A 12,779-nucleotide genomic window follows, 5' to 3' on the forward strand; every position below is an offset into this window, starting at 1 on the left:
CCGAAAGCATCAGACCGAGTTGATCTTGACTGTTGACTGTCTACTGACAATCTTCAATCCAAAAGGAATTGTCTCCGGACGTCCCACAAGTGGAACGCCACGGGGTCAATAAATTGGCATTGACAATGTGCACGCTGTTGAGTTCTCAAGGACCAGACGCACCGAGCTTCTTCTCCGTCAAGGAATGCCTGCTCGGGCAACTTCGGTACTGTACCACTACTTCAGTGGCGGTCGAATCGACCGGCTTCATTGGAGTGGGTGGTCCCGCTTGAGGTCGGCTCCGTCGGACTGCATTTTCCGTGAACTCGCGTTCCGGGTGACCGTCTCGGCTTCTCCGCCGCACCTTTGGGGTGACGAGTAAGAACTCTACGGGCGATCCCCCGATCGGGCAAACCGGGCGCGCACCACGGCGTGTCGCCCGGAACGACGGGGAACAGGTGTCGTCGAACGACAACGGCCCGACATCCGGGTGGATGTCGGGCCGTCGGTGTTCGTGACCGGACGCGCAGGGGTCCGGAGCTCAGTGACGCGCGATGACCGGGTTCTTCAGGGTGCCGATGCCGGAGATGGTGACCTCGACGACCTCGCCGTCACGGATCTCCCCCACACCGGCGGGTGTCCCCGTCAGGATGACGTCACCCGGCAGCAGTGTCCAGATCGACGACACGAACTCGACGAGCGACGGGATGTCGTGGACCATCTCGTTGGTGGACGCGACCTGACGCAGGTCGCCGTCGACGCGGGTCTCGAGTCGGATGTCCGACGGATCGATCTCGGTCTCGATGACGGGGCCGAGCGGGCAGAACGTGTCGAAGCCCTTGGCCCTGGCCCACTGGCCGTCGCGCGCCTGCAGGTCGCGAGCGGTCACGTCGTTGGCGATCGTGTAGCCCAGGATCACGCTCGCGAAGTCCTCGCGCTTGACGTTCTTGGCGAGGGAGCCGATCACGATGGCGAGCTCCCCCTCGTGGTCGACGCGGCCGATTCCCTCGGGCAGACGGATCGGCTCGTCGGGTCCGATCACCGAGGTGTTCGGCTTGAGGAACACCACGGGGTCGTCACCCGACACGTCGTCCATCTCGGCCGCGTGCTCGGCGTAGTTGAGCCCGACACCGATGACCTTCGAGCGGGGGATCACCGGGGCCAGGAGCTTGGCCTCGGAGAGCGGGACGCGCTCCCCCGTCGTCTCGAACCCCTGGTACATCGGGTCACCCGCCAGCACCACCAGAGCGCGCTCGTCGAGGATGCCGTACCGGGGGTCTTCACCCTTGCTGCTGAACCGTGCGATCTTCACCGTTCGACCCTACCGACGTCCGCGCCGCGATCAGGACGCGTCGGTCAGCTTGGTCATCCACCCGTGCGGGTCGGGACGCCGGCCGGACTGGATGTCGGTGAGTTCCTGGCGCAGGGACATCGTCAGCTCGCCGGCGCCCTCGGTCGGGGAACCGATCGTGAAGCCGTCGCCCCGGAGCTCGGCGATCGGCGTGACCACGGCGGCAGTGCCACAGGCGAACGCCTCGGTGATCGTGCCGTCGGCCACTCCGTCACGCCACTCGTCGAGCGTCACGCGACGCTTCTCGACGCGCAGCCCGCGGTCTTCGGCCAGCTGCAGGATCGAGTCGCGGGTGATGCCCTCGAGGATCGAGTCGGAGTCGGGGGTGACGAGCGTGCCGTCGGCCTTGACGAGCACGACGTTCATGCCGCCGAGCTCTTCGAGGTACTTGCCCTGTTCGGAGTCCAGGAACATCACCTGCTGGCAGCCGTGCTCGTACGCCTCTTGCTGCGGGAGCAGCGACGCCGCGTAGTTGCCACCGGTCTTGGCGGCCCCGGTCCCCCCGCGGCCGGCCCGGGCGTACGTCGTCGACAACCAGATCGAGACGGGCTTCGGCCCCGAGGTGAAGTACGCACCGGCGGGACTGGCGATCAGGTGGTACGCGACGGCCTGGGCTGCGCGGACCCCGAGGAACGACTCGGTCGCGATCATGAACGGGCGCAGGTACAGGCTGGTCTCGGGCGCGGACGGCACCCAGTCGACGTCGGTCTGGACGAGCTGTCGGATCGACTCGACGAACACCTCGGTCGGCAGCTCCGGCAGGGCCAGGCGCCGCGCGGACCGCTGGAACCGACGGGCGTTCGCGTCGGGTCGGAACGTCCACACGGATCCGTCGGGGTGGCGGTACGCCTTGAGCCCCTCGAAGATCTCTTGTGCGTAGTGCAGCACGCTCGCGCTCGGGTCGAGCGAGAGCGGCCCGTACGGGTGGATCGATGCGTCGTGCCAGCCGGCGTCGAGGGTCCACTGGACGGTGGCCATGTGGTCGGTGAAGTGCTTGCCGAAGCCCGGGTCGGCCAGGATGACCTCGCGCTCGGCCTCCGCACGCCGCTCTGCCGACGGGGTGGTGGAGAACTCGAGCCCGAAGACGGGTTCGGCGCTGACGGTGTCGGTGCTCATCGGTGTGGCTCCTTCTCAGGCGGTGGTGGTGCGTGCCGTGGCCGCGGCGGCGATCGCGTCGCCGATCTGGGCCGTGCTGCGCTGCGATGTGCCCCGGTCAGCCAGGTCCGCTTCGACGGCCCGCGTCACCGCCGTCGCCAGGTCCCCGCGACCGATGTGGTCGAGGAGGAGTGCGACGGAGAGGATGGCGGCCGTCGGATCGGCCTTCTGCTGACCCGCGATGTCCGGCGCGGATCCGTGCACCGGCTCGAACATGCTGGGGAAGGTGCCGTCCGGGTTGATGTTGCCCGAGGCCGCCAGACCGATGCCGCCGCTGATCGCGCCGGCCAGGTCGGTGATGATGTCGCCGAACAGGTTGTCGGTGACGATGACGTCGAACCGCGAGGGCTCACGCACCATGTGGATGGTGACCGCGTCCACGTGCTGGTAGTCCACGGTGACGTCCGGGTACTCCTGCCCGACGGCGGCGACGGTCCGCTGCCAGAGGGCTCCGGCGTGCACGAGCACGTTGCTCTTGTGCACGAGCGTCAGGTGCCTGCGTGGGCGGCGGTTCGCCAGGTCGAAGGCGTACCGGACCGTGCGTTCCACCCCGTACGCGGTGTTCAGGGAGACCTCGGTCGCGATCTCGTGCGGGGTGCCGACGCGGATCGCCCCGCCGTTGCCGACGTACGGGCCCTCGGTTCCTTCACGGATGACGACGAAGTCGACGGTGCCGGGTGACGCGAGCGGTGTTTCCACGGCGTCGTAGACCTTGGTCGGACGCAGGTTGACGTAGTGGTCGAACGCGAACCGGAGCTTGAGCAACAGCCCGCGCTCGATGATCCCGCCGGCCAGCCGTGGGTCGCGGGGGTCCCCGCCGACGGCACCGAGCAGGATCGCGTCGTGCGCGGCGATCGCCGCCATGTCGTCCTCGGTGAGGATGTCGCCGGTCTCGAGGTACCGGGTGGCACCCAGCGAGAACGGGGTCTCGTCGATCACCAGGTCGTCGGGTGTGACGGCGCGCAGGACCTTGAGGGCCTCGTCGACCACCTCGGGTCCGATGCCGTCGCCGCGGATGACCGCGAGCCGGAGGGTCTGCGTCATGTGGGTGCTCCCCTACAGGGTGATGTCGATCTCGCGGAGCGAGGAGGCGTCGATCGTCCGGCGGACGTGTTCGAGGATCTCGGTCGGGACGGGCGAGTCGACGGTCAGGACGCTGAGGGCCTGTCCGCCGGCGGCCTGACGGGCGATCTGCATGGCGGCGATGTTGATGCCCGCCTCGCCGAACTCCTTGCCGTAGACCGCGACGATGCCCGGTCGGTCGGTGTAGTCCATCACGACGTGGTGCTTGTCGAGCGCGACCTCGACGTCGTAGCCGTTGATCTCGACGAGCTTCTCGACCTGCTTGGGGCCGGTGAGCGTGCCGGAGACGCTGATGGCCGGTCCGTCGGACTGGGCACCGCGGATCGTGAGCACGTTCCGGTACTCAGGGCTGTCGACGTCGGTGATGAGCCGCACGCTCACACCACGTTGCTCGGCGATCAACGGTGCGTTGACGTAGGACACCTGGTCGCTGACGACGTCGGTGAAGACGCCCTTGAGCGCAGCGAGCTTGAGCACGCTGACGTCGTACTGGGCGAGCTCGCCGTGCACCTCGACGTCGATGCTGGTGACGGGCGAGGTGGCGAGCGCCGTGAAGACCTGACCGAGCTTCTCGACGAGCGGGATGCCGGGACGGACGTAGGGGTCGATGATGCCGCCGGCGACGTTCACCGCGTCCGGGACGAGTTCGCCGCCGAGTGCCAGACGGACCGACCTGGCCACGGAGACGCCCGCCTTCTCCTGGGCTTCGCCCGTGGACGCGCCGAGGTGCGGGGTCACGACGACGTTCGGCAGCGCCACGAGCGGCGAGTCGGTCGGGGGCTCGGACACGAAGACGTCGAGTCCGGCACCCGCGATCTGCCCGCTGATGAGCGCACGGTGCAGCGCGTCCTCGTCGATGAGGCCGCCGCGGGCCACGTTCACGACGAAGGCCGTCGGCTTCATGATCGCGAACTGCTCGTCCGAGATCATGCCGAGGGTCTCGGGGGTCTTGGGCATGTGGATCGTGACGAAGTCCGCGCGGCGGAGCAGGTCGTCGAGCGGGACGAGTTCGACCCCGAGCTGCTGGGCACGGGCGGTCGTGACGTAGGGGTCGTACGCGATGACCGAGACCCCGAAGGCCTGCAGCCGCTGCGTGATCAGCGCGCCGATCCGGCCGAGGCCGATGATGCCCACCGTCTTCTCGTAGAGCTCGACGCCGGTGTAGGCGGACCGCTTCCACGCGCCGGCGGCGAGCGACGCGTGCGCTGCCGGGATGTGGCGGGCGAGCGACAGGATGTGGCCGACGGTCAGCTCGGCGGCCGAGATGATGTTCGACGTCGGCGCGTTCACGACCATGACCCCGGCGGTGGTCGCCGCCTTGATGTCGACGTTGTCCAGGCCGACCCCGGCGCGCGCGACGACCTTGAGGTTCGGCGCGGCGGCGATCGCCTCGGCGTCGACCTTGGTGGCGGAGCGCACCAGCACGGCGTGCGCGTCGGCGAGGGCGGCCAGGAGAGCCGGACGGTCGGTCCCGTCCACGTTCCGGATCTCGAAGTCGGGCCCGAGGGCGTCGACGGTGGCGGGCGAGAGTTCTTCGGCGATCAGGACGACCGGCTTCGGCACAGTTGCTGTTTCCTCACACGAGACGGGCGATGTCCGACCATCGTATCGACGCGACCGGTCCGTTACGACCGCGCGTCACGGTCCTGGGGACGCCGGAACCGACAGGTGGCCCGTGGCGGGATCGCCACGGGCCTCCTGTCGGTGGGGATGGTGCGTCAGGCACCGATCCGGAGCGTCGAGGACACGTACTGCAGGAGCGTGAACCAGAGTGCCGACACCGCGCAGAGCGCGGCGACGAAGACCACGACGGTCCGGACCAGGTCCATCCGCCGCGACACCAGCCAGGCCACGACGAAACCGACCGGCGCGATGAGCACGTCGATCATCAGGACGGTCCAGGGGGTGGCGGTCTCGAGGCCCTTGCCGCCGTTCTGGCGCACGAAGGCGTTGAAGTCGGACACCGACTTCGCGACGCCGACCAGGTTGCCGACGGCCTGCCAGGTCACCCAGGCCAGGCACACGGCGGCGACCACCCACACGGCGACCTTGCCCGGTGTGACGGTGCGGGGACGGTCGGTCACGACGCTCACCCGAAGCTCCTGGTCATGATGAAGGGCCACGGGATCAGCACGAGGGCGCCGACCAGCAACCACGTGAACTTGGTGCGGTCCCGGCTGCCCTGACCGAGCCAGAGCGTGGCGGCGAACCAGAACGCCGGCGCCATGATCGCCAGGACGCGCATGGCCTCGGACGCGATGCCGGCGACGCCCGTGCCGGTGACCGTCAGCAGGCTCGCACTGACGAGCCAGGCGACCGTGTACAGCAGGTAGATGCCACCGAAGACGCCCATGCCCACCAGGGCACCGGAGCCCAGCGGGCGTTCGGCGTCGGGTTCGGGTCGGGCCTTCGCACGGACCGGGTTGTGGGCGGCGTCGACGTGGGTGGCGTCGTCGGCGTCGTCCCAGGACAGCGCGGCTTCGTCGTCGTGGTCGACCGCGCCGTCCGGCGGGGACGCCGCGTGGCCGTCGCGTGCGGGAGGTGCCGGAGTCATGCCGTCGATTCTACGAGAGCCACGGCCTCCCGTCCGACGTCGGCCGACTCAGACGTCGGCCGACTCAGACGTCGGCCGGCTCAGACGTCGGCCGGCTCAGACGTCGGCGGCCTGGGCCTGCAGGACCTCGGCGACGACGTCACGCACGGCGGGGAACAGCGGGTGGCTCTCCATCAGGCCCGTGAGGATCTCGGTGAGCGCGTGTGCGGTCGCGCCCGAGCGGAGCAGCGCGTGCAGCTCGATCGACTCGGGGTCGTCCTGGTCGTCGAACGCCAGCGCCACGCGGATCGCACCGAGCAGGTGGTCGACGGGCATCCCCCGCTCGGCGAGCTGTGCGGCCGGCCCGACGAACCGTTCGCGGCGCCCGAGCTTGCGGAGGGGGTTGCGTCCGACGCGGACCGTGGTGTCGGGCAGGTGCGGGTTCGCGATGCGGGACAGGTTCGCCGCGACGTAGCGCGCGTGGTCGGCCGGGTCGAAGCCGTGCTTGGCGACCAGGAGCTCGGTGGTCTCGGCGAGGACGCCGTCGACCTCGGCGCGGACGTCGTGGTCCTCGAGCGCCTCGCGGATGAGCCCGATACCGCGCACGTACCCGTGGTACGCGGCCGTGGCGTGCGCGGTGTTGACCGTGTAGAGCTTGCGCTCGACGAACGGCTGCAGGTCGTCGACCCAGGTGACCCCGTGGATCTCGGGCGGTTCGACGTCGGAGTCGGCGAAGGGCGTGCGCTCGATGACCCACTCGTAGAACGGCTCGAGCACGACGTCCAGACCACCGGACTGTCCGAGCACGCCGGACTGGTCGGGGACGATCCGGTCGATCGCGCAGTTCGCGAAGACCGCGGCGATGTCACGGTCTTCGAGGATGGGGGCGCGACGGATGCTGGCGTGCAGCGAGTCCGTGGCGTTGAACGCGTTCTCGCAGGCGACGATGGTCACGTCACCGCGCTCGAGCGGGCGGGCAGCCAGACCCTCGGCGATGACGGGTGCGACGAGCGGCAGGGTCCGGGCGCCGACGGCCGTGGTGACGACGTCGGCGTTCGCGATGGCCTGCACCACGCGGGCGCGGTCGGTCTTGCTGTTGAGCGCCGTGAAGCCGTACACCAGGTGCTCGACCGGCATCTCGCCGACCTCGTGCACGACGAACCGGCCCGCTTCGTTGAGCGCGGAGACGACCCGGTCGTCGACGTCGACGAAGGTGAGCTCGTAGCCGCTCGCGACGAGGAACTGGCCCACGAAACCGCGCCCGATCTTGCCGGCGCCGATGTGGACCGCTCGTTTCGTCACCGCCATCCGATGATCATCCCATGCGGAACGGGCGTGCTCTGACGCAGGGCAGGGGCGTGCTCGGGTGGGGCGCTCGTGGTGGTGGAGAGTTGCTGCATACCGTTCGGGTCACATCGAGAGGCGGCGGTGCACCGGAGCACACCGCCGCCTCGTCATCGAGTGGTCTCCGGAAGACTACCGCGCGGCGGAACCGTCGACGTAGTCGGAGTCCGTCTGCTTCCACGCGAAGAGCGCACGCAGCTCGCGACCGGTGGCCTCGATCGGGTGGCCCTCGCCCTTCTCGCGCAGGGCCGTGAACTCCGGAGCGCCGGCGTCCTGGTCCTCGATGAAGCGCTTGGCGAACGTGCCGTCCTGGATGTCGCTCAGCACGGCCTTCATGTTCTCCTTGACCTCGGGCGAGATCACGCGCGGGCCGGAGACGTAGTCACCGAACTCGGCGGTGTCGGAGATCGACCAGCGCTGCTTGGTGAGGCCGCCCTCCCAGATCAGGTCCACGATGAGCTTGAGCTCGTGCAGGACCTCGAAGTAGGCGATCTGCGGCTGGTACCCGGCCTCGACCAGGGTCTCGAAGCCGTACTGGATCAGCTGCGAGGTGCCACCGCACAGGACGGCCTGCTCGCCGAACAGGTCGGTCTCGGTCTCCTCGGTGAACGTGGTCTTGATGCCGCCGGAGCGCAGACCGCCGATGGCCTTGGCGTACGACCATGCCAGGTCCCAGGCGCTGCCCGAGGCGTCGACCTCGACGGCGACGATCACCGGGACGCCGCGGCCGGCCTCGTACTCGCGGCGGACGGTGTGGCCGGGGCCCTTCGGCGCGACGAGCGACACGTCGACGCCCTCGGGAGCCTGGATGTAGCCGTAGCGGATGTTGAAGCCGTGGCCGAAGACGAGCGTCGCGCCCGGCTGCAGGTTCGGCTCGATGTCGTCCTTGTAGACGATGCGCTGGACCTGGTCCGGAGCCAGGATGACGACGACGTCCGCCCACTTCGTGACCTCGGCCGGGGTGTGGACCGCGAAGCCTGCCTCTTCGGCCTTCTGGCGGCTCTTCGAGCCCTCCTGCAGGCCGATCTGCACCTCGACGCCGGAGTCGCGGAGGTTGAGTGCGTGGGCGTGGCCCTGCGAGCCGTAGCCGATGACCGCGACCTTCTTGCCCTGGATGAGCGTCAGGTCGGCGTCGGCGTCGTACACGATGTCAGTCACGGTGCGTGATCTCCTTGTTGGTGGTTCGTTGATCGGCCGGCGCGCTCAGCGCACGCGGTCGGTGATGCTCTTCGGTCCGCGGCCCATGCCGAGGAGTCCGGCGCGTGCCAGCTCCTTGATGCCGTAGGGCTCGAGCACGCGGAGGATCGCCTGGATCTTGCCGGGGTCGCCGGTCACCTCGACGATGAGCGAGTCGTTCGCGACGTCGACCACCTGGGCACGGAACAGGGTCACTGCTTCGAGCACGGCAGAGCGCGTCTGGTTGTCGACACGGACCTTGACGAGCATGTGCTCGCGTTGGACCGACTGCGAGAAGTCGAGTTCGACGATCTTGATGACGTTGACGAGCTTGTTGAGCTGCTTGGTCACCTGTTCGAGCGGCAGGTCCTCGACGTCGACGACGACCGTGATGCGGGACAGGCCCGCGACCTCGGTGTTGCCGACGGCGAGGGACTCGATGTTGAAGCCCCGTCGGGCGAAGAGCCCGGCGACGCGGGTCAGCAGGCCCGGCTTGTCCTCGACCAGGAGTGACAGGACGTGGCTCATGCGGGTTCTCCGGTCATGTCGGCGTCCTCGTCGTCCCACGTCGGAGCGAGGTCGCGGGCGTACTCGATCGAGGAGTTGCCGGTGCCCTGCGGGACCATCGGCCACACCATGGAGTCACGGCTGACGACGAAGTCGATGACGACCGGACGGTCGTTCGTGTCGAGCGCGAGCTGGATGGCGGCGTCGACGTCCTCGGCCTTCTCGACGCGGATGCCGAGCGCGCCGTACGCGTCCGCCAACTTGACGAAGTCCGGGACCCGGCGGGTGCCGTGGCCGGTCTGCAGGTCGGTGAACGAGTGACGACCGTCGTAGAACAGGGTCTGCCACTGCCGCACCATGCCGAGCGACGAGTTGTTGATGATCGCGACCTTGATCGGGATGTCGTTGATGACACAGGTCGCGAGCTCCTGGTTGGTCATCTGGAAGCAGCCGTCACCGTCGATCGCCCACACCACGCGGTCGGGCTGAGCCACCTTGGCGCCCATCGCGGCCGGCACCGAGTAGCCCATCGTGCCGGCGCCACCGGAGTTCAGCCACGCGTTCGGGCGCTCGTACTTGATGAACTGCGCGGACCACATCTGGTGCTGCCCGACGCCCGAGGCGAAGACGCCCTCGGGTCCGGTCATCTCGCCGATGCGCTTGATGATCGCCTGCGGGGCGAGCAACCCGTCGGTGGGCTCGGTGTACCCGAGTGGGAACTCGGTGCGGAGCTGCTGCAGGTGCGCGTGCCAGTCGGCGGTCGACGCGCGCTCGGCGACGGGGACCTCGGCCCACGCGGCGGTGAGGTCGACCAGGACCTCGCGCGCGTCGCCCACGATGGGGACGTCGGCGTACCGGATCTTGGAGATCTCGGCGGGGTCGATGTCGACGTGCACGACCTTGGCATCGGGCGCGAAGTCGTCGACCTTGCCCGTCACGCGGTCGTCGAACCGGGCGCCGAGCGCGATGATCAGGTCGCTCTCCTGCAGCCCGAGCACTGCCGGCACCGTGCCGTGCATGCCGGGCATGCCGAGGTGCTGCGGGTGCGAGTCGGGGAACGCGCCGCGCGCCATCAGCGTGGTGACGACGGGTGCGCCGGTGGCCTCGGCGAAGGCGAGCAGCTCGGCGGAGGCTCGGGAGCGGATCACGCCACCACCGACGTAGAGCACGGGCTTCGACGACTCGGCGAGCAGCTGCGCGGCCGCGGTGATCTGCTTGCCGTGCGCCTTGGTGACCGGCCGGTAGCCGGGCAGGTCCACCTTGGGCGGCCACACGTAGGGTGCCGACTTCTGCTGGGCGTCCTTGGTGATGTCGACCAGCACCGGGCCCGGACGGCCCGTCGTCGCGATCTGGTACGCCGCGGCGAGCGTCGCGGGGACGTCCTCGGGCTTGGTGACCAGGAACGAGTGCTTGGTGATCGGCATCGTGATGCCGACGATGTCGGCCTCTTGGAAGGCGTCGGTGCCCATGAGCGTCGAGAACACCTGGCCGGTGATCGCGATCAGCGGCACCGAGTCCATGTAGGCGTCCGCGATCGCGGTGACCAGGTTGGTCGCACCCGGACCGGACGTGGCGATGGCGACCCCGACCTTGCCGGACGAGGACGCGTAGCCCTCGGCCGCGTGCCCGGCGCCCTGCTCGTGCCGGACCAGGATGTGCCGGATGGTCGTCGACGCCATGAGCTCGTCGTAGAACGGGATGATCGCGCCGCCGGGCAGACCGAAGACGTCGGTGATCCCGAGGTGCTCGAGCGACCGCAGGACGGCGCCCGAGCCGGTCAGGACCTCCGGCGAACGGCGTGTTCCGGTGGCCGCGGAGAGCGGTGTGGCTTCCGTGGGCATGAGGGGTTCCTTGCCTGACGAGATGGCGATGGTGCGAACGGCTAGCCGGTGACCGCGCCCTTGGCGGCGGACTGCACGAGCTTGGCGTACTTCGCGAGGACTCCGCGGGTGTAGCGCGGGGGCAGCGGTGCCCAGCCGTCACGGCGGGACTCCAGCTCGGCCGGGTCGACCAGTAGGTCGAGCGAGCGAGCCGCGATGTCGACACGGATGCGGTCGCCATCGCGCACGAAGGCGACTGGACCTGCGTCCACCGCTTCTGGTGCGATGTGGCCGATGCACAGGCCGGTTGTGCCGCCCGAGAACCTGCCGTCGGTCAAGAGTAGTACATCCTTGCCCAGCCCAGCGCCCTTGATCGCGGCGGTGATGGCGAGCATCTCGCGCATCCCCGGCCCGCCCTTCGGGCCCTCGTAGCGGATGACGACGACGTCGCCCTTGGCGATCCCGCCCTCGGTCAGGGCGTCCATCGCGGCGCGCTCGCGGTCGAACACCCGCGCGGGGCCCTCGAACACCTCGGCGTCGAAGCCGGCGGTCTTCACGACGGCGCCCTCGGGCGCGAAGGTGCCTTGCAGCACGGTCAGCCCGCCGGTGGCGTGGATCGGGTTGTCGAGCGTGCGGAAGACCTTGCCGTCGAGCGCGGGCGGGTCGATCTCGGCGAGGTTCTCGGCGACGGTCTTGCCCGTCACGGTCATGCAGTCACCGTGCAGCAGGCCGGCGTCGAGCAGCGCCTTCATGATGACCGGGATGCCGCCGTTGCGGTCGACGTCGACCATGACGTACTGGCCGAAGGGCTTCATGTCGGCCAGGTGCGGGACCTTCGCGCCGATGCGGTTGAAGTCGTCGAGGTCGAGTTCGACCTCGGCCTCGTGCGCGATGGCGAGCAGGTGCAGCACGGCGTTGGTCGAGCCGCCGAGCGCCATGAGCACGGTGATCGCGTTCTCGAACGCCTGTCGGGTCAGGATCTGCCGCGCGGTGATCCCGTGGCGCAGCATGTTCACGACGGCTTCGCCCGAGCGGTGGGCGTAGTAGTCGCGGCGGCGGTCGGCGCTGGGCGGTGCCGCGGAGCCGGGGAGCGACATGCCGAGGGCCTCGGCCAGGCTCGCCATCGTGTTGGCCGTGTACATCCCGCCGCAGGCACCTTCGCCCGGGACGATCGCGCACTCGATCTCCTTGAGCTCGGCCTCGGTCATCGTGCCCGCCTTGCAGGCGCCGACGCCCTCGAAGGAGTCGATGATCGTGACTTCCTTCATCGAGCCGTCGGCCTGCTTGACGTAGCCCGGCATGACCGATCCGGCGTACAGGAAGACGCTCGCCAGGTCGAGGCGCGCGGCGGCCATGAGCATGCCCGGCAGCGACTTGTCGCAGCCCGCCAGCAACACCGTGCCGTCCAGGCGCTCGGCGCTGACCACGGTCTCGACGCTGTCCGCGATGACCTCGCGCGAGACGAGCGAGAAGTGCATGCCCTCGTGACCCATCGAGATGCCGTCCGACACCGAGATGGTGCCGAACTGCAGCGGGTACCCGCCGCCGCCGTGGACGCCTTCCTTGGCGCCCTGGGCGAGCCGGTCGAGGCTCAGGTTGCAGGGGGTGATCTCGTTCCACGACGAGGCGATGCCGATCTGCGGCTTCTCCCAGTCCTCGTCGCCCATCCCGACGGCCCGCAGCATGCCACGCGAGGTGGTTGCTTCGATCCCGTCGGTGACGACCCGGCTGCGCGGCTTCACGTCGATGTCAGGCATGGCCTGAGTCTAGGACGGATTGGGATACCAGTGGTGCACCTGCATGCGTCCGCATGTTCCGGCCCGACGGACGC

At 69.1% G+C, this 12,779-nt stretch carries 11 protein-coding genes; all 11 read right to left on the reverse strand.

What is annotated here, in order from left to right:
* Nucleotides 1-520: 520 nt before the first annotated feature.
* Complete coding sequence (locus tag MT346_RS03785) at nt 521-1,291, reverse strand: fumarylacetoacetate hydrolase family protein (RefSeq protein ID WP_243561458.1); 771 nt, start codon at nt 1,289-1,291, stop codon at nt 521-523.
* 30 nt (nt 1,292-1,321) lie between these two features.
* Nucleotides 1,322-2,446 carry a branched-chain amino acid aminotransferase gene (locus tag MT346_RS03790; protein WP_243561459.1) on the reverse strand — a complete coding sequence of 375 codons (1,125 nt, stop codon included), beginning with the start codon at nt 2,444-2,446 and terminating at the stop codon, nt 1,322-1,324.
* Between the two features lie 15 nt (nt 2,447-2,461).
* On the reverse strand, nt 2,462-3,529 hold the full coding sequence (locus MT346_RS03795) for a 3-isopropylmalate dehydrogenase (RefSeq protein WP_243561460.1): 1,068 nt from the start codon (nt 3,527-3,529) through the stop codon (nt 2,462-2,464).
* A 12-nt stretch (nt 3,530-3,541) separates the two neighbouring features.
* A complete protein-coding gene (gene serA / locus MT346_RS03800) occupies nt 3,542-5,131 on the reverse strand; it encodes a phosphoglycerate dehydrogenase (protein WP_243561461.1) in 1,590 nt (529 codons plus the stop codon).
* Nucleotides 5,132-5,286: 155 nt separating this feature from the next.
* On the reverse strand, nt 5,287-5,661 hold the full coding sequence (locus MT346_RS03805; protein WP_243561463.1) for a hypothetical protein: 375 nt from the start codon (nt 5,659-5,661) through the stop codon (nt 5,287-5,289).
* Nucleotides 5,658-6,122, reverse strand: a complete 465-nt coding sequence (locus tag MT346_RS03810; RefSeq protein ID WP_243561464.1) for a hypothetical protein — start codon at nt 6,120-6,122, stop codon at nt 5,658-5,660. Before MT346_RS03810 ends, MT346_RS03805 begins: the two co-directional genes overlap by 4 nt.
* Before the next feature lie 96 nt (nt 6,123-6,218).
* A complete protein-coding gene (locus MT346_RS03815; protein WP_243561465.1) occupies nt 6,219-7,409 on the reverse strand; it encodes a mannitol-1-phosphate 5-dehydrogenase in 1,191 nt (396 codons plus the stop codon).
* A 168-nt stretch (nt 7,410-7,577) separates the two neighbouring features.
* The gene (ilvC, locus tag MT346_RS03820) at nt 7,578-8,603 is read right to left on the reverse strand and encodes a ketol-acid reductoisomerase (protein WP_243561466.1); all 1,026 of its coding nucleotides are present in this window, start codon (nt 8,601-8,603) and stop codon (nt 7,578-7,580) included.
* 45 nt (nt 8,604-8,648) lie between these two features.
* Complete coding sequence (ilvN, locus tag MT346_RS03825) at nt 8,649-9,149, reverse strand: acetolactate synthase small subunit (protein WP_243561468.1); 501 nt, start codon at nt 9,147-9,149, stop codon at nt 8,649-8,651.
* Complete coding sequence (locus MT346_RS03830) at nt 9,146-10,969, reverse strand: acetolactate synthase large subunit (protein WP_243561469.1); 1,824 nt, start codon at nt 10,967-10,969, stop codon at nt 9,146-9,148. The genes ilvN and MT346_RS03830 overlap by 4 nt, the downstream gene beginning before the upstream one ends.
* A 41-nt stretch (nt 10,970-11,010) precedes the next feature.
* Nucleotides 11,011-12,705: a dihydroxy-acid dehydratase gene (ilvD, locus tag MT346_RS03835; RefSeq protein ID WP_243561471.1), complete on the reverse strand. Its 1,695-nt coding sequence runs from the start codon at nt 12,703-12,705 to the stop codon at nt 11,011-11,013.
* Between the last annotated feature and the right edge of the window lie 74 nt (nt 12,706-12,779).

Source organism: Curtobacterium sp. VKM Ac-2922, assembly GCF_022815645.1.
Classification (GTDB): domain Bacteria; phylum Actinomycetota; class Actinomycetes; order Actinomycetales; family Microbacteriaceae; genus Curtobacterium.

Excerpts from the sequence above, each read along its gene's own strand:
- MT346_RS03790 (WP_243561459.1), bottom strand. The coding sequence starts at position 2,446 with ATGAGCACCGACACCGTCAGCGCCGAACCCGTCTTCGGGCTCGAGTTC.
- MT346_RS03795 (WP_243561460.1), bottom strand. The coding sequence starts at position 3,529 with ATGACGCAGACCCTCCGGCTCGCGGTCATCCGCGGCGACGGCATCGGA.
- MT346_RS03810 (WP_243561464.1), bottom strand. The coding sequence starts at position 6,122 with ATGACTCCGGCACCTCCCGCACGCGACGGCCACGCGGCGTCCCCGCCG.
- MT346_RS03815 (WP_243561465.1), bottom strand. The coding sequence starts at position 7,409 with ATGGCGGTGACGAAACGAGCGGTCCACATCGGCGCCGGCAAGATCGGG.
- ilvN (WP_243561468.1), bottom strand. The coding sequence starts at position 9,149 with ATGAGCCACGTCCTGTCACTCCTGGTCGAGGACAAGCCGGGCCTGCTG.
- MT346_RS03830 (WP_243561469.1), bottom strand. The coding sequence starts at position 10,969 with ATGCCCACGGAAGCCACACCGCTCTCCGCGGCCACCGGAACACGCCGT.
- ilvD (WP_243561471.1), bottom strand. The coding sequence starts at position 12,705 with ATGCCTGACATCGACGTGAAGCCGCGCAGCCGGGTCGTCACCGACGGG.